The organism is Pseudomonas monteilii (assembly GCA_001534745.1).
GTDB lineage: Bacteria > Pseudomonadota > Gammaproteobacteria > Pseudomonadales > Pseudomonadaceae > Aquipseudomonas > Aquipseudomonas alabamensis.
Window position 1 is genome coordinate 455,970 of the sequence record CP013997.1, and the last position, 22,948, is coordinate 478,917.

Here is a 22,948-nt window from a genome sequence, read left to right on the forward strand (position 1 = left end):
TAAACGACGAAGTATACGGCGCACGGCCATCACGCGGCAAAGCGTCGCGCAGATGCCGTCAAGCTGTCGGACTGATAGAATTCCTGCCGGTTCATATGAGGTTACACCATGCACGACGCTCCCCATGATCGCATGAGCGGCAGCGAAACCCGCGCTGCCAGCGGCTTGGCCCTTGTCTTCGCCTTCCGTATGCTGGGCATGTTCATGGTGCTGCCGGTCCTGGCCACCTACGGCATGGACCTGGCAGGCGCGACGCCCGCCTTGATCGGGCTGGCGATTGGCGCCTATGGCCTGACCCAGGCGGTCCTGCAGATCCCCTTCGGGATGATTTCCGACCGCATCGGCCGCCGACCGGTCATCTATGCCGGCCTGGTGCTGTTCATCCTCGGCAGCCTGCTGGCGGCCCAGGCCGACTCCATCTGGGGCATCATCGCCGGCCGTGTGCTGCAGGGCGCGGGCGCCATCTCGGCGGCGGTCATGGCCCTGCTGTCGGACCTGACCCGCGAGCAGCACCGGACCAAGGCCATGGCCATGATCGGCATGAGCATCGGCCTGTCGTTCGCCGTGGCGATGGTGGTCGGCCCGCTGCTGACAGGCGCGTTCGGGCTGTCGGGCCTGTTTCTGGCCACGGCGGTGCTGGCGGTGGTCGGCATCGGCCTGATCGCCTTCGTCGTCCCGGCGGGCCACAGCGTCCTGCAGCACCGTGAATCCGGCGTGGCTCGCCAAGCCCTGGGCCCGACCCTGCGCAACCCGGACCTGCTGCGGCTGGACCTGAGCATCTTCATCCTCCATGCCATCCTCATGGCCAGCTTCGTCGTCCTGCCCCTGGCGTTCGTCGAGCGGGGAGGGCTGCCCAAGGAACAGCACTGGTGGGTGTACCTGACGGCCTTGCTGATCTCATTTTTTGCAATGATCCCGTTCATCATCTACGGCGAAAAAAAGCGCAAGATGAAGCGTGTGCTGCTCGGCGCGGTCAGTGTCCTGCTGCTGGTGGAGCTGTTCTTCTGGCAGTGGGCTGACAACTTGCGCGGACTGGTGACGGGCACCGTGGTATTCTTTACGGCCTTCAACCTGCTGGAGGCGTCGCTGCCTTCGCTGGTCAGCAAGGTATCGCCTGCGGGCGGCAAGGGCACGGCCATGGGGGTGTATTCCACCAGTCAGTTCCTCGGTGCCGCCTTGGGCGGCATCATGGGTGGCTGGCTGTTCCAGCACGGTGGCCTGGGGACGGTGTTCCTCGGTTGCGCAGGGCTCTGCCTGGTCTGGCTGCTCGCGACACTGGGCATGAATGAACCGCCCTACGTGACCAGCCTGCGCCTGCCGTTGTCGCCTGGCGCGTTGCGCGAGGCCGGATTGACCACGCGCCTGATGGCCGTGCCGGGAGTGACCGATGCCGTAGTGGTAGAGGAAGAAGCTGCCATCTACATCAAACTCGATACGAAAATTTTGGATCGCGCGACCCTCGAGCGTCTGGTAGACCCGACCTCGACCGCGCGTGAAGCCTAGGAGAACGTTATGGCCCGTGGGGTTAACAAAGTCATTCTGGTCGGTACCTGCGGCCAGGATCCCGAAGTCCGCTATCTGCCCAACGGTAACGCCGTGACCAACCTGAGCCTGGCGACCAGCGAGCAGTGGACCGACAAGCAGTCCGGTCAGAAAGTCGAGCGCACCGAGTGGCACCGCGTTTCCCTGTTCGGCCGTCTGGCCGAGATCGCCGGCGAATACCTGCGCAAGGGTTCCCAGGTGTACATCGAGGGCAAGCTGCAGACCCGCGAGTGGGAAAAGGACGGTATCAAGCGTTACACCACCGAAATCATCGTCGATATGCAGGGCTCCATGCAGCTGCTCGGCGGCCGTCAGCAGAACCAGGACGGTGGTGGTCAGTACAACCAGGGTGGCGGTAACCAGGGTGGTGGCAACTACAACCAGGGCCAGAACCAGGGCGGCAACGAGTACAACCAGGCTCCGCCACGCCAGCAGGCCCAGCGCCCACAGCAGGCGCCACAGCGTCCGCAGCAGCAACCGGCACCCCAGCAGCAGCCGGCGGCTGATTTCGACAGCTTCGACGACGATATTCCGTTCTGAGTCGAACCGTCAGGCAGTGCGCCAGACCACAAACCCGGGGCTCATGCTCCGGGTTTTTTTATGCCTACCGCGAGTGAATGCGAAAACACCCTGGCGAAAACATGAAGTCGTCCGAAGAAACTTCTTATTTTACTGTAGGGAGCTTCTGAGCGTGCGCTTAGGTCCCCCACTTGCTGCCGTAATTGCTTAGCATCCAGATTTTCAAGGGAGTGGATCATGCAATCGGAAGATGAGGCCTTCGATCGAATCGAAGTCAAGCTGGATGCAGTGGTAGGCAAGCACCATATTCCAAGATTTTGCGAACTTTATGCGCTCTATCTTGGCGGTTATAGAAAAAGTGATGCCTACGTAGGCGGAATCCTGATTGCAGCGGGTGCTGCGATCGCCTTACTGGCTCTGCTTGTACTGGCCTTCGATCCATCAGCGGGCCGCTACTCCCGCTCCGCCGGTCTCTTCTGGCTCGGGTATGTACGTCTGTATGCAGCGCCCCTCTTTATGGCAGGCGGTGCGCTATTCACCTTGGGCTGTCATCTGTACGCCAATAAACCCGTGGGGCCCATAGACTTTTTGATGTCGATCTACACACTTACCCCTCCAGAAGGGCAGTTGCCTATGGACAAGTTGCATATTCGGTATGTGGGAGGCGACTATTTCATCATAACCGTTGATGAAGAAAACCTGGATACGTGCGCACCCGAGGACCGGCCACCTTCGTGATTGGCTGTGCGTACAGGGACTAACATGGCGTAATCAGGCGTCATCGGACCTGGCAGGTGCATCCGATTCACCCGCTGAATCACGTGGCGCCGACGGGTTGTTGAGGATCTTCACGTCGAAGATCTGCTCGATCACTTGCCTGGGGCCTTGGTTGAGGCTCCATGTAAAGATGACCAGCACTCCCAAGAGCAGCACGAAAATGATCGAGGCCACTACCCCCTGGGAAACGCCTAGCCAGAAGCTTGGCTTGTAGCCTCTTATCGCATCGGTTGTTTTGGTCTCGTAATACTGCTCGAGTGCTTCAGCTCTGGTTTCCAAGGAGATCGTCAAGAAATCTTGAGCCAGTTTGTCCGCCTGGTCGCGATAGGCCTGTAACTGAAAACTCGAGTTGCTGACTTCGTGAAAGTGGGAGAGGTCAGCGTCTGTAGGATCTCGGCCATGCTTAGCCTTGAACGCTTTGATAAATTCGATTTTCTGCCGCTTGTAGAGCGAGTAGGCAATGATGCCCAGAATGTCATCTTCGTTCTTGACCAGTTCGGTGTAGATGAAGTTGTAACCACCGTTCTCCATAGGCCTTACATTTTCCTCAAGCGTGCCGAAGCGATCTCGAAGGCAGTCCGGATTTCATCTGTGCTCTGACGCATACTGTAGATGATGTCACCTACTTCTAGCGGAAGCGTACGGCGAGTGCCGTCTCGGCGTTTGGCAAGTTTGGCGTTGGCCTCGACGACCAATTGATCCGAGAAAAACACCTTGGATTTCATGGGTCTGTACCTCTGTGCTCTTGGCATCCAGCATAGCACCAAGGCTGCCCTCGAACCACAGCGCTGAGGCGTACGTCCAGCAGACAGCTGCGCGGGTACAGGGAAGGGAATCGATGGGGCACATGAGGCGCGCTTGCCTTCAGCACCCTGCTTGGACGAGCGGCAGGATGCCGAGCAAATATCTATCTTGTGTGCGGCCTATGCAGCGTACCCTACAACAGACCAGTTGCAGGCAGCGCTCAAGCGCGCTCGCCACACAGGTCCAGCCCGAACCAGTGCTCACACGCCTGCGCATCCAGCCCCGCGCCCAACAGGGCGAACAGCTTGCCCAGTGCTGCCTCGCGGGTCATGCCACCGCCACTGATCAACCCGGTATCACGCAGGCGGCTGCCGGCTTCATAGGTGTCGAACTGCACCGCGCCTTCCGGGCATTGGCTGATGGCGGCAATGACCACGCCATCGCGGTGCGCTTCGCTCAAGGCATCGAGCAGGGCCTGGTCTTCGGACGGCCCGGTGCCACTGCCATAGCACTCCAACAGCAGCCCTTGAACACCGCTGGCCAGCACGGCCCGTACATGGGCAGCGCGTACACCAGGGAACATGGGCATGACTGCCAGGTTGACGGGCTGGCGACGCTGCCGGTAGCTGAGCACGTCCGGCACCGCTTCGGCCGTTGGGCCATGGCGCTCGCGTGGCAGCACGGTGAAGGCGTCGAAGGCCTCGCTGCGCAGCTTGGAGGCACGGCAGCCATGCAGTCGCTTGCCATGGAAGTAGAGCTGCACACCCGCGTCCATGCCGTTCTCGAGGGCATGCAAGGCACCCCGCAGGTTGTCCCAGGCGTCGCTGTCAGGCACACCGGCCGGCAGCATCGAGCCGGTCAGCACGACCGGTACCGGCAAGCCGAGCAGCAGAAAGGACAGGGCTGCTGCGCTGTAGGCCAAGGTGTCAGTGCCGTGCAGCACCAGCACACCGTCATGCCCGTCGCGCTCGACGGCGTCGACGATGGCATCGCGCATGGCCAGCCAGTTGGCCTGCTGCATGTTGGCGCTGTCGATCAGCGGGTCGAGCTCACGCAAGGTCCAGCTCAGTCGAGGGGCATCGCTGCAGGTCGCGAGGTGATCGCGCATCCGCGCTTCGAAGCCGCCCGCAGGCGCCAGGCCCGAGGGGGTCTCGAGCATGCCGATGGTGCCCCCGGTATAGAGGACGAAGAGATTCTTGACTGCACGCATGGCGCATTCCGTAACGAAAGAAGCGAAGAGAAGCAGCCGCCCGCGGACGGGGCGGCTGGCGCAGAGGCTGGATCAGTGGCGGGCGTGGGCCGCTGCAGGTGCCGCGTCGACCGGCGCGTCGACGGTCGGGTTGGCCGGCCAGGCGGCACGGTCCAGGTCCAGGTCCTGGAACTTCGCCGAGTCGAACACCGGCTGCTTGATGCCGGCACGGCGCTGGGCGTCATAGTCGCGCATCACCCGCAGGCCGACATTGAACAGCAGGGCCAGGGCGACCAGGTTGACGAAGGCCAGGCAGGTCATGGTGATGTCGGCGAAGGCGAACACGGTCGTCAGGTCCTGGGTCGAGCCCCAGATCACCAGTACCAGCACCAGGGCGCGGAAGCCCATCAGCACGGCGCGGTTGCGGGTCAGGAACTGCAGGCTGTTCTCGCCCAGGTAGTAGTTATAGAGGATGCAGGTGAAGACGAACAGCGATAGCGCCACGCTGACGAAGATACGGCCCCAGTCACCGACCACGGCGGCCAGCGAGTTCTGCGTCAGGACGATGCCGTCACCTTCGAAGCCAGGGGTATAGAAGCCCGACAGCAGGATCAGCAGCGCGGTGCAGGTGCAGATCACGAAGGTGTCGAGGAACACGCTGAACGCCTGCACCACGCCTTGCGCGCCCGGGTGCTTGACGGCGGCCACGGCGGCCACGTTCGGGGCACTGCCCAGACCGGCTTCGTTGGCGAACACGCCGCGCTTCACGCCCATGACGATGGCGCTGCCCAGCAGGCCGCCGAAGGCAGGGTCCAGGCCGAAGGCGCTCTTGAAGATGGTTTCCAGCATGGCCGGCACGTGTTCGATCTGAGTGCCGATGACGTACAGGGTCACGCCGATGTAGGCCATGGTCTTGATCGGGACCAGCAGGTCCGAGACCGAGGCGATGCGCTTGATGCCGCCGATGAAGGTCAGGGCCAGCAGCACGGCCAGCACGATGCCCGTATGGGTCGGCTCGAGCGAGAAGGCGTTCTGCAGCGAGTGGGTCACGGTGTAGGACTGCAGGCCGATGAAGGCGAAACCGTAGGTGACCAGCAGCAGGAGCGAGAAGACGATCGCCATGCCCTTGAATTTCAGGCCGTGCAGGATGTAGTACGCCGGGCCGCCGCGGTACAGACCGTCACCGTCGGCGCGCTTGTAGACCTGCGCCAGGGTGCACTCGAAGAAGCTGCTGGCCATGCCCACCAGGGCCGTGACCCACATCCAGAACACGGCGCCCGGGCCACCCAGGGTCACGGCGATGCCGACACCTGCAATGTTACCGGCGCCGACGCGACCGGCCAGGCTGAGCATCAGTGCCTGGAAAGAACTCAGTTGGCCTGCCTGGCCGCGCAGCGATTCCTTGAAGACGCCGAACATGTGGGCAAAGTGGCGGAACTGCACGAACCGCGAGCGGATCGTGAAGTAGCTGCCGAGTCCGACGATCAGCACGATGAGGAGTTTCCCCGAAAGGAAATCGTTGAGCGCATCAAGCATGGAAGAACCTCGATTCTTATTCTCTTGGCATGGAAAAAGCGGCTCGACGCGGGCGCGCCGATGCCATGGGGCGCATGGTTGGGCATGACAAGTACAGTTACAATTTCGCGGCTTGCTCTGAATTGATGCGACTTGATGCTATGATGGCGTCCATAGCATCACCCGGACGCCCACGATGAGCGAACATTTCGCCGCCAATCTCAAGCTTGCCTGCAGCCATTACCGCTCCATTTCCGAGGTCTGCCGGCAGCTGTCGATCAACCGCGCCCAGTTCAACAAGTACCTCAGCGGACAGAGCCAGCCCACGCCCTACAACCTCAAGCGCATCGGCGATTTCTTCGGCGTCGAGGACTACGAGTTGAGCCTGCCCGGCGAGCAGTTCGCCCAGCTGTTCGGAGCGCGCCAGGCGACGCCGGCGACCACGCCGGACGGCGATCCGATCAGTGAGCTGTTCAGGCCCTTGCACGCCCACGCCGGCAACCTGTCACGCTACTGCGGCTACTACTTCGAGTATTCCAACTGCCTCTCGGTCCCCGGCATGATCCTGCTGTCGCTGGTGCACCTGCGTGAGGAGCGCGGCGCGTTCCTGTTCGAGCGTCAGGAACGCCAGGAACGGACCAGCAGCACCGACGTGCAGGCCGAAGACTGGGTACGCTGCCGCTACCTGGGCGCGGCCTTCCAGTTGCAGGACCGGCTGTTCCTCGTCGACTACGAGTCGCTGACCTTCAACGAGATGAGCCAGACCATCCTGATCCCCAGCTTCAAGAGCCGCATCACCCGGCTCAATGGCCTGAAGGCCGGCGTGTCCAGCGGCGACCGGCGCAACCCGGCCTGTACCCGGGTGGTCTGGGAGTACCTGGGCACCGAGATCAACCGCATCAGCACCTATCGCCAGGTGAAGCTGTATCGTCCTGACGATCCGCGTATCGATGAGGATGTGCGTGAGCGGCTGAGCAGCAGGCCTTCGAACAACGGGCTGTTCGAAGTCGAATGACGGCCTACCCTGGCAATGCCTCGATCCAGAGACGCACGGGGTGTTCTGCGCTCCAGAGCAGCTTCAACGCCATCAGGCAGCATACGATGATGACGACAGGCTTGATCAAGTGTGTGCCGAAGCGCAAGGCGCACCGCGCGCCTAATTGCGCGCCCGTTATCGCCGCCACCGACATGATCAGTGCCAATGGCCAGAGCACGGCGCCGTTGAGCATGAAGACCGACAGGGCGCCGACATTACAGGCGGCGTTGAGAAGCTTGCTTCGGCAGACTGCTGTAAGCAGTGGCTGTGCGAGCAGCAGCATGAAGGCAATCATGAAGAAAGATCCCGTCCCAGGACCGAATACCCCGTCGTAGAAGCCGATGATCGGGACGACGGCCAACATGAAGGCGTAACGTGAGATCCGACTTTTTCGCGGCCGCTCATCGACCTTCGGGCTCAGCGCGAAGTAGGCAGCTACGGCGAGCAGCAGGAGGGGTATCGCAGCTTGAAGCACGCCTCGAGGGATCATGCTGATGGACAAGGCGCCTACTGCTCCCGCCATGCATGAAGCGATGGCAGGCCCTGCGTCGGCTCGCCAGTCGATCATGCCCCTGCGAGCGAAGGCCGCCGTTGCTGAAACGCTGGCGCAGGACGCTTGTAGCTTGTTGGTGGCCATGGCCGATAGCGGATCGAGACCGGCTACGAACAGGGCTGGCAAGGTCAGCAAACCACCGCCACCGACGATGGCGTCGAAGAAGCCTGCCAATAGCGCGACCATGCCGAGTATCAGTGCAATCGAGAGATCAATGTCCATAAGGGTCTCGAGGCGCTTAGCCGCGCACGATGAGTGGGTCGGCTCGAATGACGAGGGGATGCACGCGCGACGAATAACCGAACAGACGTACCAGCAATCGAGCATTGTCGCGCAGGGTCGCTCTGCCATGCAGAACGCTTGCGTTATCGATCAACAATGCCTTATCTGGTTGTAATACATAGGCATCTGGGACTGAAAGGCGCACGAGTTCGTGAAGTGCATCGAGGGCTTGCTTGGCGAGCGGGCTGGCGTGAGGCGCTGTCGTTCATCAAACAGGATTGGCGCCTGGCTTGCCCTCATGATTTTCCTTCTCCGTTTACACACGTCGAATCCCTCGAACCTGGGAAGTAGGAAAATTTGAACAGGTTATTTTCGAGAGTGATGCCGGAATCTATCGCTTCTGCATGCAAGATCGTTCCTAGGCTTGCGTAGGAGAAATCCGGAGCCCGCTTCGCCCTGCCAGGGTTGCGCTCTGCCGAAAAGAACCCGCAAAATGGCTGCTTTCTAACCACCTGTCCGGATCTGCTGACTCTATGCGAATGCGCCTGATGCTGTTGGGGGGTGGAAGTGCCCTGGGGCAATCGCTGATTCGCCTCGGTGCCGAGGAAGACATTCAGTTTCTGGCGCCCAGGCCGCCTGACCAGGGGTGGGATGCCGCGAGCCTGACGCAGCTGCTCGATGATCATCGTCCCGATGCCCTGGTCAACCTGGCCTATTACTTCGACTGGTTTCAGGCCGCGTCGGTCAGCGAAGCCCGCCTGGCCTTGCAGGAGCGTGGCGTCGAGCGTCTGGCCGAGCTGTGCCAGCACCACCAGATCACCCTGGTCCAGCCTTCGAGCTACCGCGTCTTCGACGGCTCACGTGCCACGGCGTACAGCGAGAAGGACGAGCCGGTGCCGCTCGGCCTGCGCGGTCAGGCGCTCTGGCGCATCGAGCAGAGTGTACGCGCTGCCTGTCCGCAGCACGTGCTGCTGCGCTTCGGCTGGTTGCTCGACGAGAGCCGTGACGGCGTGCTCGGGCGCTTCCTGACGCGGGCCGAGCAACCCCATGAGCTGCTGCTGGCCGATGACCGGCGCGGCAACCCCACCCCGGTGGACGATGCGGCACGGGTGATCCTGTCGGTGCTCAAGCAGCTCGATTGCGAGGCGCCGTTGTGGGGGACCTACCACTATGCCGGCAACGAAGCGACCACGCCCCTGGCGCTGGGCCAGGCGATCCTGAGCGAAGCCGCGCAGTGGCAGAAACTGGCCATCCAGGCGCCCACCGCCCAGGCACACGCCGCCCGTGCCGACGCCAGCGAAGAGCCCCAGCACGCGGTGCTGGCCTGCAAGAAAATCCTCCACACCTTCGGCATCAAGCCACGCGCCTGGCGCGCCGGCCTGCCTCCTCTCCTGGATCGGTTCTATCGACATGGCTGACGCGCCCATTCTGATCACCGGCGGTGCCGGTTTCATTGGTTCGCACTTGAGCGACGCGCTGTTGAGGCAGGGCCATGCGGTCCGTATCCTCGACGACCTGTCCACCGGCAAGCGCGACAACCTGCAATTGCACGATCCTCGCCTCGAGCTGATCGAAGGCGACGTGGCCGACGCAGCGCTGGTCGCGCGGGCCATGGAAGGCTGCCAGGCGGTGGTGCACCTGGCCGCGGTGGCGTCCGTGCAGGCCTCGGTCGATGACCCGGTACGCACCCACCAGAGCAACTTCATCGGCACCCTGAACGTCTGCGAGGCGATGCGCATCCATGGCGTGCGGCGCGTGGTCTTCGCCTCCAGCGCGGCGGTCTACGGCAACAACGGGGAAGGTCAGTCGATCGTCGAAGACACGCCCAAGGCGCCGCTGACCCCCTATGCGGTGGACAAGCTGGCCAGCGAGCAATACCTGGACTTCTATCGCCGGCAACATGGGTTGGAGCCGGTCGTGTTCCGCTTCTTCAACATCTTCGGGCCGCGCCAGGACCCGTCCTCGCCGTACTCCGGCGTGATCAGCATCTTCGCCGAGCGTGCCAGCAAGGCGGTGCCGATCACCGTGTTCGGCGACGGCGAACAGACGCGCGACTTCTTCTATGTGGGGGATTTGGTCAAGCTGCTGGTGCAAGGGCTGACGTTGCCGACGGTGGAAGAGGGCGCCATCAACGTCGGCCTGAACAAGGCCACCTCGTTGAACCAGCTGTTGGCGGCACTGGGCGAAGTGCTGGGTGGGTTGCCTGCGGTGAGCAACGGCCCGGCGCGCTCGGGTGACATCCGGCATTCCCGGGCAGACAACCGGCGCCTGCTGACGCGGCTGCGCCTCGACGAGCCGACCCCGCTGGTGGAAGGCCTGGCTCTGCTGCTGGGGCGCTGACCGTCCGCGCCGGAAAAAGAAGCGGCGTGCCAGGCACGCCGCGTGACGCGTTTAGAACTTGTAGCCGACACCGACCATGTAGACCCACGGGTCCACTTCCACGTTGACCTTGGTCTTGCCCACGCCCAGCGCGCTGGGGCCGTCGATCGAGGCCTTGGTGTTGATGTCCACGTACCACACGGCCGCGTTCACCAGCAGGTGATCGGTCAGCATGTAGTCCATGCCCAGCTGCCCGGCCAGGCCGACCGAGTCCTGCATCTTCAGGTTGCGGAAGCCCTGGGCCTTGCGCGTGCTGCTGAGGTCTTCGTCGAAGAACATCGTGTAGTTGATGCCGATGCCCGCATACGGCTGGAAGCGCGACGACGCGTCGAGCGGGTAGTACTGCAGCGACAGGGTCGGCGGCAACTGCTTGATGTCCGCCAGCTTGCCATCCAGGCCAGCGCCCAGCCCCTTGACCCCGACCGTGTGCTGGAACGGCGTGGCGGCCAGCAGTTCGATGCCGACGTGCTCGGTCAGCATGTAGCCGAGGGTCAGACCCAGCTGTGTGTCGCTGTCCAGGGTCGCCTTGGTGCCGGATACCTTGGCACCGTCGAGTTTCAGCTCGCCGCTGTCTTCGTTCGGCGCGGTGACGATGGCGCCGGCGCGCAGGATGACGTCACCCGGTTGATAGGCGTGCGCCACGGGGGCCGCGAGCGCCAGGGCAACGAGCGAGGCGCCGAGCAGGGACTTGTTCATGGGGGCTCCAGAAAGGACGTGAATAATCGAGGGGCCCCATGGTAAGGACGCGGCTTCGCCAAACTTTTGACCCAGCTCAAGGAACTGGGCGTAAACCGCGACGTAGACGCTATTTCAGCTCGTACGCGTAGATTTTCTCGGCCTCCATCTGGTAGCCCGCCTGCGCCAGTTCGCTGGCGACCGATTTCACCTGCATCCGGCCCTCGATCCAATAGGGTTGGTAGAGGTCTTCGAGGCGCACGCCCATCTCGCTGACCACATGCACGATCTGGTTGGCCGGCGGCGGTGGCACATGGATGCAGGCGCCGTAGTACGGCACCAGCAGGAAGTCCGTGGTCCGGCCTTCCTCGCTCACCTCCAGCGGCACGATGTAGCCGGGCAGCTTCACCGCCTGGCCATCGAGGGCCTTGACCACCGGTGCATCGGGCGCCGGTTGCTGGGCGGCCGGTGCCCCTTCGCCACCCAGGGCGCTACCCAGTTGCGACAGGTCGTGCAGCGGGGCCATCTGCGGCACGATGACCGGTGCCCCTTCAGGGATCAGCTGCGGCCAGTCCAGCTCGCGGGGTTCGGCCGCCCAGAGCGGCGCCATGGCCAAGGCCAGTACCATCGACAGCACACGACGCATGACGACCCTCACAGGTGAATGGACAAACCATCGGCCAACGATTGCCGGTAGGCACGCCAGGCCGGCACGCTGCCCATCAGCAAGGCCGCGCCCAGGATGATACCCAGCAAGGTCCATTCGTGGGCACTGGGCCAGGCCAGGGGCAGGAACAGCCCATAGTGGGCCTGTACGTAGCCTTGCGCCAGCGCGATGCCGACATAGAGCAGGGCCAGCCCGGCCAGGATGCCGACCAGGGCCAGGGTCAGCGCTTCGAGCACCAGCAGCCCCGCGATGTGCCAGGGGCGGGCGCCGACCGAGCGCAGGATGGCCATTTCCCGACGCCGTTCGTTGAGGCTGGTGAGAATCGCCGTGAGCATGCCGATCAAGCCGGTCAGTACCACGAACAGCGAGACCACGAACAGCGCCTGCTCGGCCGTGCTCATCAGGCTCCACAGTTCCTGCAGGGCGACGCCGGGCAGAATGGCCAGCAAGGGCTCGCCCCGGAATTCGTTGATCTCGCGCTGCAGGCTGAAGGTGGCGATCTTGCTGTTCAGGCCCAGCATGAACGCCGTGATGGCGGTCGGCTGCAGGTCCATGGTGCGCGCCTGATCCGCGCTGATCCGGCCCGCACCCCGCGCAGGCACACCGTTGTGCCAATCGACGTGAATGGCTTCCATGCCGGCCAGGCTGATGTGCAGCGTGCGGTCGACCGGGGTGCCGGTGCGCTCGAGGATGCCGACCACCGTGAAGGGTTTGTCGTCGTGCTTGACCAGGCTGATGGCCGCCACGCCATGGGCCAGTACCAGCCTGTCGCCCAGCGAATAATGCAGCGCCTCGGCCACGTCGGCGCCGAGCACCACCTCGAACGGATCGTTGGCGAAGGGGCGGCCCTGGGCGATGTGCAGGGGCTGCTGGCGCGCATAGCGGTAGTGGTCGAAGTAGGCGCCCGTGGTGCCCATCACACGATAGCCCCGGTGCGAATCGCCCAGGGAGATCGGGATGGCCCATTTTACCCGCGGGTCGTTGGCGTAATGGGTGTAGCTGTCCCAGCGGATGTTGTTGGTGGCGTTGCCGATGCGAAAGACCGAGTACAGCAGCAGGTTCACCGAGCCCGATCGGGCGCCGACGATCAGGTCGGTGCCGCTGATGGTGCTGGCGAAACTGGTACGAGCTTCGGTACGTACCCGTTCCACCGCCAGCAGCAGGCACACCGAGAGAGCGATGGCGAAGGCGGTCAGAAAGGCGGTGAAGCGCCGATTGGCCAGGCTGGCCAGGGCAAGACGGAGCAGGTACATCAAGCCTCCTGGGGCGTACTGGCGCGGTTGAGCTCGGCCAGCGACAGATGACGGTCGAACAGGGGGGCCAGACTCTGGTCGTGGCTGACGAACAGCAGGCTGGCGCCCGCACTTTGGCATTCGGCGAAGAGCAGCTGGAGGAAGGCTTCGCGCGTGTCGGCATCCAGCGCCGAGGTGGGTTCGTCGGCGATGATCAGCTCGGGCTGGCCGATCAGGGCCCGTGCGGCTGCGACCCGTTGCTGCTGGCCGATTGACAGCGTGTCGGCCCGCCGCGTCTGCAGCGCCTCGTCCTTCAGTCCCAGGTGCGTCAGCAAAGCGGACGCGGCACGCTCCACGCTGCCATGCCGTTGCGAGGCACGTTCGGCGCGGCTGCGCGAGAAGCGGCAGGGCAGCTCGACGTTTTCGCGCACCGACAGGAATGGCAGCAGGTTGAACTGCTGGAAGATGTAGCCGGTGTGGTCGACCCGGAAGCGATCCCGGGCGCCCTGACCCAGCGCCTCCAACGGTTGCCCGAGCAGACGAACACTGCCGCGGTCTGGCCGGTTGACGCCGCCGAGCAGGCCCAGCAGCGTGGTCTTGCCGCTGCCGCTGGGGCCCTTGAGAAACAGGGTTTCGCCTGCCTGCAGGTCGAACGCGGCGATGTCCAGCAAAGGCGGCTGACCTGGCCAGGCAAAGGACAGGTCACGCAACTCGATCAGCGGCGTCCCCATCTTAGAACGCGACCTTGGCCTGGGTGGCGGTAGCCTCCAGCCCCTTCTGACCGTTGGGGCCTATGAGCTGGACGTGCAGCGTACGCGTGGCCGGGAAGTGCTGGAACAGAGGCGCCAGGTCGAGCTGGGTGAGGGCGCCCGGCGTGGTGCAGGTCAAGGCGTAGTGGGCGTGGATGTCGCTGTGCGCGTGCTCGTGCTCATGGGCATGCGCGTCGGGCTTTTCGTGTGCATGCTCATGGGCAGCGGGTGCCTGGCCGAAAAGAGGGCTTTCCAAGGTCTGCTGCGTGACGCTGCAGCCCGCGGCGTCGTTCAGGGTGAACAGGGTCCGTGGGTCGGCCAGTTGCTCACGCACACGGGCCACCGTGGCCTTGTCCGCGTCGGAGGCGGCGGCATGCTCGAAGCCGACCAGGTTCATCGCCGGGCTGTCCAGTTCCAATTCGAGCGTGTTGCCATCGAGGGCCACGTTCAAGCTGGCAACCCCGTGCTCGTGGGCGCCAAGGGTACCGTGTTCGTGGTCATGCGCGTCGTGCGCGACGGCGGCGGTCAGGGGCAGCAACGCAAAAGGCAGGGCAAGCAACAGACGACGCATGGAAAGACTCCGGGCACGGTAGGATGTTACGTGATGTTATAACAAGTTTGGCGCAGGTGGCCAGTGCGTCTGGTGCCCATGACCCGCGCGTGGGAGCATGCCCTTCATTTGCGAACAGGAGGAACGACGCATGAGAATTCGAGGCCAGATCGGGCCATGGCCGGTGGACCTGACCATCGACCTGGACCCAGCCGAATGGGCGCAATTGAAAGCGCAGGGTGAGGTGGAGACTGCCGGCACGGTCGCTTCGCCAACGCCAACGCCAACGCCAACGCCGGTGCAACGGCCGGACGACGCGCAATGGCAGGCGGCCTGTACCGTGCTGGCCCAGGCCGGGCACATGACCGGGCCTGCCTTGCTGGAACACCTGGAAGGGCTGGCCGGCAGTACCGCCGCCGGCAAGCGCCTGCTGGTGCGGCTACGACACAATCCCAACGTCCGTGTGGAAAGTGGCGTGGATGCGCCGATCTACCACTGGGTCGAGTGAGCGATCAGTACAGGGCAGCGAACAGCTTGCGTCGGTAGGTGCCGACCAAAGGGTGATCGTTGCCCAGCAGCTCGAACACCTGCAGCAGCGACTTGTGCGGCAAGCCTTCGCCATAGCCCCGGTTGCGCTGGAACAGCTTGAGCAGGCCTTCGAGGGCTGCCTCATACTGCTGACGCGCCAGCTGCTGGATGCACAGCTGGTAGGCGGCTTCGTCATCGTCCGGGTTCTGCGCCAGTCGCGCCTTGAGGTCGGCGGCCTCCGGCAGGCTGGCGGCCTGGCGCAGGAAGGTCAGCTGGGCCTTGGCGCCGGCCAGTGCGGCCTTGTGCTCATCGGTCTTGACCGCTTCCAGCACCGTCTGCGCTTCATCCAGTTCGTTGCGCTCGGCCAGGCAGCGGGCGTAATAGATCAGGGCTTCGGCGTTGCTGTTGTCTTCGCCCAGCAGCGCGACCAGTATCGCTTCGGCCTCGGCGAAGCGGCTGTCGGCGAACAATGCCTTGGCCTGCTCCAAGGGCGAGGCAGCAGGTGCTTCAGGCCGTTGTACGTGGGGCTCGAGCAAGGCGCGGATCGCCGACTCCGGCTGAGCGCCCGAGAACCCGTCGACCGGTTGACCGTCCTTGAACAGCACCACCGTCGGCAGGCTGCGGATACCCAGCTGCGCGACGATCTGCTGCTCGGCGTCACAGTCCATCTTGGCCAGCAGCAGCTCGCCCTGGTAATCCTCGGCGATCTTGGCCAGCAGCGGCATCAGCGCCTTGCACGGTGCGCACCATTCGGCCCAGAAGTCCACCAGGACCGGCTTGTGGAACGAGTTCTCGATCACCAGCTGTTCGAACGTGGCGTCGGTGGCATCGAAAATGTACGGCGTCTCTTGGCTCATCGCGGCTCTCGCAAATCCTTGAATGGCACCACTATAAAGGCTCGCCGCTGGCGTGGTACAGGCTGACGCGGCGGAATTCGTGCGGCTCGGCCAAGTCCGGCAAGGTCAGGGCGTCCAGCGTGCCGGGCGCCCGATAAAGGCGGTGGCGGAAGTCGCGGACCCGCGAGTCCGCCACCAGCGTGTCGCGGCTTCGCAGCGGGAACTGGTCGAGCAGGGGCAGGTTGGCGCGGTCGTACAGCACGTCGGCTGCCAGGATCAGGTCGAAGCCGTCCTGGTGCGCGAAAAAGTCCTCGCTGTACTGCAGCTCGACGCCATTGAGCGCGGCATTGGCCCGACAGGCGCGCAACGCCAGCGGGTCGAGGTCGCAGGCCACCACCTCGCGTGCGCCGGCACGGGCGGCGGCGATCCCGGCAATGCCCGAGCCGGCGCCGACATCCAGCACGCGCTTGCCACGCACCCAATGCGGATGCTCGGCCAGAAAGCGCGCCAGCGCCAACCCACTGGCCCAGCAGAAGCCCCAGTAAGGCGGTGTCTCGAGGATGCGCTGCGTTTCAGCCGGGCTGAAGGCGCGGTTCATGTCCTGCGCATCGATCAGCCACAGGGCCAGGTCGCTGCCTGGAAGCGGCGTGACGCTCAGCTGCGCCTGGTCGATCACCTCGCCCAGGGCGCGTTGCAGGACGTCCAGGCCCATCAAGGCGCGCGTTCGAAGCGCAGCGGGCCGGTCGCCTGGGTGTCAGGGCGCAGGATCGACTGCGAGGGCAGGTGCAGGATCAGCTGGCCCGACTGGCTGGCACGTCCGCGCAGCTCGACACGCGCGTCGGTCGGGAAGGCCTCGGGGTTGAAGCGCAAGGCGTAGGGCAGCGGCTGGCCCGTGCCGCTCAGCGTGCTGCTGGCCAGCAAGCGCTGCGGACGACCGCGGCTGTCGATCACCAGCAGGGCCAGCTCGACCTCGGCCCCTGCCGGCACCTCCAGCAGCGTACCGCTCAGCTCGCGCTGGTAGGCCGGCAGCGGCCCTGGCGTCTTGGGCGCCTCGGCGACCTTGGGCGGCGGCGTGGTGGGCGCCGGCTCGGTCTTGGGGCGGTCGCTGCCACAGGCGGCGAGCAGGCAGGCAAGGCTGAGCACGACGAGCGCGCGATGGTGCATGGGGGAGATCCTTCACGGGCAGATTTGACCGGATGGTACCGCCTTTGGCTTGTCTTGCCAGTGGGATGCGCTACCATGGCCCTCCCTTTTTTTGTTGCCTGCCACCATGCACTGTCCATTTTGCGGTGCCAACGACACCAAGGTCATCGACTCGCGCCTGGTTGCCGAAGGCGAACAGGTCCGTCGCCGACGCGAGTGCGTCGCCTGTGGCGAACGTTTCACCACCTTCGAGACCGCCGAACTGGTGCTGCCGCGGCTGATCAAGCAGGACGGCACACGTCAGCCCTTCGATGAGGACAAGCTGCGTGCCGGCATGCAGCGCGCGCTGGAAAAGCGCCCGGTCAGCGTCGAACGCCTGGAGGCCGCCCTGGCGCACATCAAGCACCGGCTGCGAGCCACGGGTGAACGCGAGGTCAAGTCGCTGGTGGTCGGCGAGCTGGTGATGGCCGAGCTGCGCAAGCTCGACGAGGTGGCCTACATCCGGTTTGCCTCCGTCTACCGCAGCTTCCGCGACCTCGAAGAATTCCGCGAAGAAATCGACCGACTGGCCCGCGAGCCGGCCAAAGAGTGAGCATGTCCAGCCAGACCGCGATCCTCGACGCCCATTACATGGCCCGCGCCCTCGAACTGGCGCGCAAGGGGCTCTACAGCACCCACCCCAACCCTCGGGTCGGCTGCGTGATCGTGCGTGACGGCGAGGTGGTGGGCGAGGGCTGGCACGTGCGCGCGGGCGAACCCCACGCCGAAGTCCATGCGCTGCGCCAGGCAGGGGAGCGCGCGCAGGGGGGCTGCGCCTACGTCACCCTCGAGCCGTGCAGCCATCAGGGCCGCACGCCGCCCTGCGCCAACGCGCTGATCGAGGCGGGCGTGGCCCGTGTGGTGGCCGCCATGCGTGACCCCAATCCGCAGGTGGCCGGGCAGGGCCTGCAGCGCTTGGCCGCAGCCGGCATCGAGGTGCACAGTGGCGTGCTCGAGACCGAGGCGCGGGCGCTCAATCCTGGTTTTCTCAAACGCATGGAGCAGGGCCTGCCGTTCGTGCGCGCCAAGCTGGCCATGAGCCTGGATGGCCGCACCGCCATGGCCAGCGGCGAAAGCCAGTGGATCACCGGCCCCGCCGCCCGCAGTGCCGTGCAGCGCCTGCGCGCCCGCTCCAGCGCCGTGCTGACCAGCGCCGCCAGTGTGCTGATGGACGGTGCCCGCATGACCGTGCGCGGGGCCGAACTGGGCCTGGACGCCGAAGGCACTGAATTGGCCTTGTCGCGACCGCCGGTGCGTATTGTGATCGACGGGCGTCTGCGCCTGCCGCTGGACGCGCCGTTCTACCAGGCCGGGCCCGCTCTGGTGGTGACCGCACAACCGGTCGACCCGGCCTATGCCGCGGCGGGCCACGAACTGTTGAGCCTGCCTGGCGAGGCGGGCCGCGTCGACCTGGCGGCGCTGCTGAACGTGCTGGCCGCGCGTGGGTTGCACGAGATTCTGCTCGAGGCGGGTGCCGGCCTGGTCGGCGCCTTCGCCCAGCAGGGAGCGATCGACGAATACCAGCTGTTCGTCGCCGGCACCTTCCTGGGCTCCACCGCCCGACCGTTGCTCGACTGGCCCTTGTCGCGGATGGACCAGGCACCCCGACTGACCATCACCGACATGCGCGCCGTCGGCGATGACTGGCGCATCACGGCCATCCCCAAGGCGGCCGACGGCGTATAATCGCCGACACGCCGTACACGCCTTGCCCCGAGGAGGACTCATGTTCACAGGCATCATCGAATCGATCGGCAGTATCCGCAGCCTGTCTCCACAGGGTGGCGACTACCGTGTGCACGTCCAGACCGGCAAGCTCGACCTGGGCGACGTCAAGCTGGGCGACAGCATCGCCGTCAACGGCGTCTGCCTGACCGCCGTGGAGCTGCCAGGCGACGGTTTCTGCGCCGACGTCAGCCGCGAGACCCTGGCCCGTACCGCCTTCACCGAGCTGAAGAACGGCAGCCGCGTCAACCTCGAGAAAGCCCTGACGCCGACCACCCGCCTGGGCGGTCACCTGGTCAGCGGCCACGTCGACGGCGTCGGCGAAATCATTTCGCGCAGCGATAACGCCCGCGCCATCCAGTTCCGCGTACGCGCACCCAAGGAGCTGGCCAAGTACATCGCCCACAAGGGCTCGATCACCGTCGACGGCACCAGCCTGACGGTCAACGAGGTCGATGGCGCCGAATTCGAGCTGACCATCGTCCCGCACACCCTGTCCGAAACCATCATGGCCGACTACCGCCCAGGGCGTCGGGTGAACCTTGAGGTCGACCTGCTGGCCCGTTACCTGGAGCGCCTGCTGCTGGGCGACAAGGCCGCCGAGTCGAGCAAGGGCAGTGGCATCACCGAAAGCTTCCTGGCCGCCAACGGCTACCTGAAATCCTGATTGAGAAGGGGGTGCCGCGTGGCGCTCGACAGTATCGAAGAGCTGGTGGAAGACATCCGCCAAGGCAAGATGGTCATCCTCATGGATGACGAAGACCGCGAGAACGAAGGCGACATCATCATGGCCGCCGAGTGCTGCCAGGCCGAGCACATCAACTTCATGGCCAAGCATGCCCGTGGCCTGATCTGCATGCCGATGACCCGCGAGCGCTGCGAAACGCTCAAGCTGCCGCTGATGGCGCCGCGCAACGGTTCGGGCTTCGGCACCAAGTTCACCGTGTCGATCGAGGCCGCCGAAGGCGTCACCACCGGCATCTCGGCCGCCGACCGCGCCCGTACCGTGCAGGCCGCCGCCGCACGCGATGCCAAGGCCGAGGACATCGTCAGCCCAGGGCACATCTTCCCGCTGATGGCCCAGCCCGGTGGCGTGCTGGCGCGTGCCGGCCACACCGAAGCCGCCTGCGACCTGGCGCGCATGGCCGGGTTCGAGGCCAGCGGCGTGATCTGCGAAGTGATGAACGACGACGGCACCATGTCCCGTCGCCCGGAGCTGGAGGCGTTCGCCGCCCAGCACGGCATCCGCATCGGCACCATCGCCGACCTGATCCACTACCGCATGATCCATGAGCGTACCGTTCAGCGGGTCACCGAGCAGGTGATGGACACCGAGCTGGGCCCGTTCAACCTGGTCACCTACCGCGATTCGGTCGAAGGCGACGTGCACATGGCCTTGACCCTGGGCGAGATCCGCGCCGAGGAGCCGACCCTGGTGCGCGTGCACAACATGGACCCGCTGCGCGACCTGATGCTGGTCAAGAGCCCCGGCCGCTGGAGCCTGCGTGCGGCCATGGGCGCCGTGGCCGAGGCCGGCAGCGGCGTGGTGCTGCTGCTCGGTCATCCGCTGGACGGCGACCTGCTGCTGGCGCACATCCGCGAAGCCGCGGGCGAGGCACAGCCCAAGACGCCGACCACCTACAGCACCGTCGGTGCCGGTTCGCAGATCCTGCGCGACCTCGGTGTGCGCAAGATGCGCCTGATGAGCTCGCCGATGAAGTTCAATGCGATATCCGGATTCGATCTGGAAGTTGTAGAATACGTGCCCTCCGAGTGAGGCGAGCGCTGCGATCGCTTCGCCGCTCGTGGCAAAACCCTTTTTGCAGGCCGCTCACTGGCGGCCTCGCTCTTTAAGATGAGAACACCCGAATGACCCTGAAGACCATCGAAGGTACCTTCATCGCCCCCAAAGGTCGCTATGCCTTGGTGGTTGGCCGTTTCAACAGCTTCGTCGTCGAAAGCCTGGTCAGCGGCGCCGTCGACGCCCTGGTACGCCACGGTGTGGCCGAAAGCGAGATCACCCTCATCCGTGCCCCAGGCGCCTTCGAGATCCCGCTGGTCGCCCAGAAGATCGCTCAGAAGGGCGAGTACGACGCGATCATCGCCCTGGGCGCGGTCATTCGTGGCGGTACTCCGCACTTCGAATACGTGGCCGGCGAATGCACCAAGGGCCTGGCCCAGGTCTCCATGGAATTCGGTGTGCCGGTCGCCTTCGGCGTGCTGACCGTCGACTCCATCGAACAAGCCATCGAGCGTTCCGGCACCAAGGCTGGTAACAAAGGCGCCGAAGCGGCCCTGTCGGCCCTGGAAATGGTCAGCCTGCTGGCGCAGTTGGAGGCCAAGTGATTAGCGACGACAGCGATCGTTTCAATCCACGCGAGCCCAAGCCTGCGGATGCCGGCAAGCCGTCCAAGAGCCTCAAGCGCCGCGAAGCACGCAAGCTCGCGACCCAGGCGCTGTACCAGTGGCACATGGCCAAGCATTCGCTGAACGAGATCGAAGCGCAGTTCCGCGTCGACAACGACTTCACCGACATCGACGGCGCCTACTTCCGCGAGATCCTGCACGGCGTGCCGGCGATCAAGAGCGAGATCGACAGCGCCCTGATGCCTTGCCTGAACCTGACGCTGGACGAGCTGGACCCTGTGGAACTGGCCGTGCTGCGCCTGTCCACCTGGGAGCTGATCAAGCGTGTCGACGTTCCTTACCGCGTGGTCATCAACGAAGGTGTGGAGCTGGCCAAGGTCTTCGGTGCCACCGACGGCCACAAGTTCGTCAACGGTGTGCTGGACAAGCTGGCCCCGACCTTGCGCGAAGCCGAAGTCAAGGCGGCACGGCGCTGACCGTGGCGCCGATCGCCCATGGGTGAATTCGAGCTGATCGCACGCTTCTTCGCCGCCGCGCGCTGTGCTCGGGGCGGGGAGGGCGTGGCGCTGGGCATCGGCGACGATTGCGCCCTGCTCGATGTACCGGCAGGCGCCTCCCTGGCGGTGTCCACCGACACCCTGGTGGCCGGCGTCCACTTTCCCCTCGCATGCGATCCGCACGCACTCGGCCAGCGCTCGTTGGCCGTGGCGGCAAGCGACCTGGCGGCAATGGGTGCCACCCCGCTGGGGTTCACCCTGGCGCTGACCGTACCGGAGGTCGACGTCGACTGGCTGGCCCAGTACGCCGCCGGCCTGGACCAGATGGCCGGGCAGTGCGGGCTCAGCCTGGTGGGCGGCGATACCACGCGAGGTCCGCTGAGCCTGACCGTGACGGTCTTCGGCCACGTGCCGCGGGGCCAGGCGCTCACCCGGCAGGGCGCCCAGGTCGGTGACCTGCTCTGTGTGGGCGGCGACCTGGGCAACGCGGCCGGTGCCCTGCCGCTGGTCCTGGGTACGTGCGAGGCACCGTCCGGGGTGGCCAAGCCGCTCCTGGTGCACTATTGGGCGCCCTCACCGCAATTCGCCCTGGGCCAGGCCCTGCGTGGTCAGGCCAGCGCGGCCCTGGACATCTCCGACGGTCTGCTCGCCGATGCCGGCCATATCGCCAAGGCGTCCGGGCTGTGCCTGGAAATCAACCTTGAACGGCTGCCGCTGTCCGATGCGCTGAAGGCCCTGCTTGGGCAGGAGGGTGCACGCCAGGCTGCCCTGACCGGCGGCGATGACTACGTCCTGCTCTTCACCCTGCCGCCTGCGCGGCTATCCTGTCTGGAGAAGACCGGGCTGCCCGTGCAGGTCATCGGCCAAGCCGTGGCCGGGCAAGGGGTACGCCTGCTGGATGCGCAGGGCCACGACATCACCCCGACGCAGCGGGGCTATCAACATTTCAGGGGGACCCCGTGACCGACCATCCGAATCAAGTGCCCGCCGAATTCGTACCGCCCTCGGTCTGGCGCAACCCCTGGCACTTCATCGCCTTCGGGTTCGGCTCCGGAACCATGCCCAAGGCGCCGGGTACCTGGGGTTCGCTGGTGGCGCTGCCTTTCGTGCCGTTGTGGCAGATGCTGCCGGACTGGGGCTACTGGCTGCTGCTGGGCATCACCATGCTGTTCGGCTTCTGGCTGTGCGGCAAGGTCGCGACCGATCTGCGCGTGCACGACCATGAAGGCATCGTCTGGGACGAAATGGTCGGCATGTGGATCACGCTCTGGCTGGTGCCCGAGGGCTGGTTGTGGCTGGTGGCGGGCTTCCTGATGTTCCGCTTCTTCGACATCCTCAAGCCCTGGCCGATTCGCTGGATCGACCGGCATGTGCATGGCGGTGTGGGGATCATGCTCGACGACGTGCTGGCGGGTGTGTTCGCCTGGCTGGCCATGCAGGGCCTGGTGTGGTGGCTGGCCTAAG

General features: G+C 65.0%; 28 protein-coding genes. 15 read left to right on the forward strand and 13 right to left on the reverse strand.

The features are described 5' to 3' along the window. Positions 1 to 108 precede the first annotated feature (108 nt). From APT63_02100 to APT63_02110, 3 genes are all read left to right on the forward strand, one after another. Complete coding sequence (locus APT63_02100; protein AMA44503.1) at positions 109 to 1,503, forward strand: MFS transporter; 1,395 nt, start codon at positions 109 to 111, stop codon at positions 1,501 to 1,503. Between the two features lie 9 nt (positions 1,504 to 1,512). Next, positions 1,513 to 2,082 carry a single-stranded DNA-binding protein gene (locus tag APT63_02105; protein AMA44504.1) on the forward strand — a complete coding sequence of 190 codons (570 nt, stop codon included), beginning with the start codon at positions 1,513 to 1,515 and terminating at the stop codon, positions 2,080 to 2,082. 216 nt (positions 2,083 to 2,298) lie between these two features. Further along, a complete protein-coding gene (locus APT63_02110) occupies positions 2,299 to 2,799 on the forward strand; it encodes a hypothetical protein (GenBank protein AMA44505.1) in 501 nt (166 codons plus the stop codon). Positions 2,800 to 2,832: 33 nt separating this feature from the next. Here APT63_02110 and APT63_02115 read toward each other — a convergent pair whose 3' ends face one another. From APT63_02115 to APT63_02130, 4 genes are all read right to left on the reverse strand, one after another. After that, positions 2,833 to 3,369, reverse strand: coding sequence for a hypothetical protein (locus APT63_02115; GenBank protein AMA44506.1), 537 nt, complete (start codon positions 3,367 to 3,369; stop codon positions 2,833 to 2,835). Between the two features lie 5 nt (positions 3,370 to 3,374). Then, positions 3,375 to 3,563, reverse strand: a complete 189-nt coding sequence (locus tag APT63_02120; GenBank protein ID AMA44507.1) for a hypothetical protein — start codon at positions 3,561 to 3,563, stop codon at positions 3,375 to 3,377. A 239-nt stretch (positions 3,564 to 3,802) separates the two neighbouring features. Continuing rightward, positions 3,803 to 4,792, reverse strand: a complete 990-nt coding sequence (locus APT63_02125; protein AMA44508.1) for an L-asparaginase 1 — start codon at positions 4,790 to 4,792, stop codon at positions 3,803 to 3,805. A 72-nt stretch (positions 4,793 to 4,864) separates the two neighbouring features. Then, positions 4,865 to 6,307, reverse strand: coding sequence for a sodium:alanine symporter (locus tag APT63_02130; GenBank protein AMA44509.1), 1,443 nt, complete (start codon positions 6,305 to 6,307; stop codon positions 4,865 to 4,867). Between the two features lie 175 nt (positions 6,308 to 6,482). Between APT63_02130 and APT63_02135 the strand changes: the two genes are divergently transcribed. Continuing rightward, a complete protein-coding gene (locus APT63_02135) occupies positions 6,483 to 7,301 on the forward strand; it encodes a Cro/Cl family transcriptional regulator (GenBank protein ID AMA44510.1) in 819 nt (272 codons plus the stop codon). Between the two features lie 4 nt (positions 7,302 to 7,305). Here APT63_02135 and APT63_02140 read toward each other — a convergent pair whose 3' ends face one another. Next, a complete protein-coding gene (locus APT63_02140; GenBank protein AMA44511.1) occupies positions 7,306 to 8,097 on the reverse strand; it encodes a hypothetical protein in 792 nt (263 codons plus the stop codon). Between the two features lie 548 nt (positions 8,098 to 8,645). Between APT63_02140 and APT63_02145 the strand changes: the two genes are divergently transcribed. Further along, positions 8,646 to 9,515, forward strand: a complete 870-nt coding sequence (locus APT63_02145) for a dTDP-4-dehydrorhamnose reductase (protein AMA47763.1) — start codon at positions 8,646 to 8,648, stop codon at positions 9,513 to 9,515. Next, on the forward strand, positions 9,508 to 10,437 hold the full coding sequence (locus APT63_02150) for an NAD-dependent dehydratase (protein AMA44512.1): 930 nt from the start codon (positions 9,508 to 9,510) through the stop codon (positions 10,435 to 10,437). The genes APT63_02145 and APT63_02150 overlap by 8 nt, the downstream gene beginning before the upstream one ends. 51 nt (positions 10,438 to 10,488) lie before the next feature. On the opposite strand, the gene APT63_02155 is transcribed toward APT63_02150, so the two are convergent. The 5 genes from APT63_02155 to APT63_02175 form a co-directional block, all read right to left on the reverse strand. Then, positions 10,489 to 11,172, reverse strand: a complete 684-nt coding sequence (locus APT63_02155; GenBank protein ID AMA44513.1) for a hypothetical protein — start codon at positions 11,170 to 11,172, stop codon at positions 10,489 to 10,491. A 109-nt stretch (positions 11,173 to 11,281) separates the two neighbouring features. Beyond that, positions 11,282 to 11,797 (reverse strand): hypothetical protein, encoded by a 516-nt coding sequence (locus APT63_02160; protein AMA44514.1) that lies wholly within the window; start codon positions 11,795 to 11,797, stop codon positions 11,282 to 11,284. Positions 11,798 to 11,805: 8 nt separating this feature from the next. Next, complete coding sequence (locus tag APT63_02165) at positions 11,806 to 13,071, reverse strand: peptide ABC transporter permease (protein ID AMA44515.1); 1,266 nt, start codon at positions 13,069 to 13,071, stop codon at positions 11,806 to 11,808. Beyond that, entirely contained in the window at positions 13,071 to 13,781 is a 711-nt protein-coding gene (locus APT63_02170; protein AMA44516.1) for a methionine ABC transporter ATP-binding protein, read from the reverse strand. Before APT63_02170 ends, APT63_02165 begins: the two co-directional genes overlap by 1 nt. Position 13,782: 1 nt before the next feature. Beyond that, entirely contained in the window at positions 13,783 to 14,370 is a 588-nt protein-coding gene (locus tag APT63_02175; protein AMA44517.1) for a zinc-binding protein, read from the reverse strand. A 130-nt stretch (positions 14,371 to 14,500) separates the two neighbouring features. Between APT63_02175 and APT63_02180 the strand changes: the two genes are divergently transcribed. Next, positions 14,501 to 14,857 carry a hypothetical protein gene (locus tag APT63_02180; protein ID AMA44518.1) on the forward strand — a complete coding sequence of 119 codons (357 nt, stop codon included), beginning with the start codon at positions 14,501 to 14,503 and terminating at the stop codon, positions 14,855 to 14,857. Between the two features lie 4 nt (positions 14,858 to 14,861). Here APT63_02180 and APT63_02185 read toward each other — a convergent pair whose 3' ends face one another. Genes APT63_02185 through APT63_02195 form a run of 3 tightly spaced genes read right to left on the reverse strand, consistent with a single transcriptional unit; the run spans position 14,862 to position 16,877 of the window. After that, entirely contained in the window at positions 14,862 to 15,734 is an 873-nt protein-coding gene (locus APT63_02185; protein AMA44519.1) for a co-chaperone YbbN, read from the reverse strand. A 31-nt stretch (positions 15,735 to 15,765) separates the two neighbouring features. Continuing rightward, positions 15,766 to 16,425: a methyltransferase gene (locus APT63_02190; protein AMA44520.1), complete on the reverse strand. Its 660-nt coding sequence runs from the start codon at positions 16,423 to 16,425 to the stop codon at positions 15,766 to 15,768. Further along, positions 16,425 to 16,877: a hypothetical protein gene (locus tag APT63_02195; protein AMA44521.1), complete on the reverse strand. Its 453-nt coding sequence runs from the start codon at positions 16,875 to 16,877 to the stop codon at positions 16,425 to 16,427. Before APT63_02195 ends, APT63_02190 begins: the two co-directional genes overlap by 1 nt. 106 nt (positions 16,878 to 16,983) lie before the next feature. Here APT63_02195 and APT63_02200 point away from each other — a divergent pair, with 106 nt between their 5' ends. From APT63_02200 to APT63_02235, 8 genes are all read left to right on the forward strand, one after another. Continuing rightward, positions 16,984 to 17,448 (forward strand): NrdR family transcriptional regulator, encoded by a 465-nt coding sequence (locus tag APT63_02200; GenBank protein AMA47764.1) that lies wholly within the window; start codon positions 16,984 to 16,986, stop codon positions 17,446 to 17,448. Between the two features lie 2 nt (positions 17,449 to 17,450). Beyond that, on the forward strand, positions 17,451 to 18,581 hold the full coding sequence (locus APT63_02205) for a bifunctional diaminohydroxyphosphoribosylaminopyrimidine deaminase/5-amino-6-(5-phosphoribosylamino)uracil reductase (GenBank protein AMA44522.1): 1,131 nt from the start codon (positions 17,451 to 17,453) through the stop codon (positions 18,579 to 18,581). Positions 18,582 to 18,621: 40 nt separating this feature from the next. Next, positions 18,622 to 19,287: a riboflavin synthase subunit alpha gene (locus tag APT63_02210; GenBank protein ID AMA44523.1), complete on the forward strand. Its 666-nt coding sequence runs from the start codon at positions 18,622 to 18,624 to the stop codon at positions 19,285 to 19,287. Positions 19,288 to 19,305: 18 nt separating this feature from the next. Further along, positions 19,306 to 20,397, forward strand: a complete 1,092-nt coding sequence (locus APT63_02215) for a 3,4-dihydroxy-2-butanone 4-phosphate synthase (GenBank protein AMA44524.1) — start codon at positions 19,306 to 19,308, stop codon at positions 20,395 to 20,397. Positions 20,398 to 20,489: 92 nt separating this feature from the next. After that, the gene (gene ribH / locus APT63_02220; GenBank protein AMA44525.1) at positions 20,490 to 20,966 is read left to right on the forward strand and encodes a 6,7-dimethyl-8-ribityllumazine synthase; all 477 of its coding nucleotides are present in this window, start codon (positions 20,490 to 20,492) and stop codon (positions 20,964 to 20,966) included. Continuing rightward, positions 20,963 to 21,463: a N utilization substance protein B gene (locus APT63_02225; GenBank protein ID AMA44526.1), complete on the forward strand. Its 501-nt coding sequence runs from the start codon at positions 20,963 to 20,965 to the stop codon at positions 21,461 to 21,463. Before ribH ends, APT63_02225 begins: the two co-directional genes overlap by 4 nt. An 18-nt stretch (positions 21,464 to 21,481) precedes the next feature. Beyond that, a complete protein-coding gene (locus tag APT63_02230) occupies positions 21,482 to 22,447 on the forward strand; it encodes a thiamine monophosphate kinase (GenBank protein ID AMA44527.1) in 966 nt (321 codons plus the stop codon). After that, on the forward strand, positions 22,444 to 22,947 hold the full coding sequence (locus APT63_02235) for a phosphatidylglycerophosphatase (GenBank protein ID AMA44528.1): 504 nt from the start codon (positions 22,444 to 22,446) through the stop codon (positions 22,945 to 22,947). Before APT63_02230 ends, APT63_02235 begins: the two co-directional genes overlap by 4 nt. Position 22,948 lies beyond the last annotated feature (1 nt).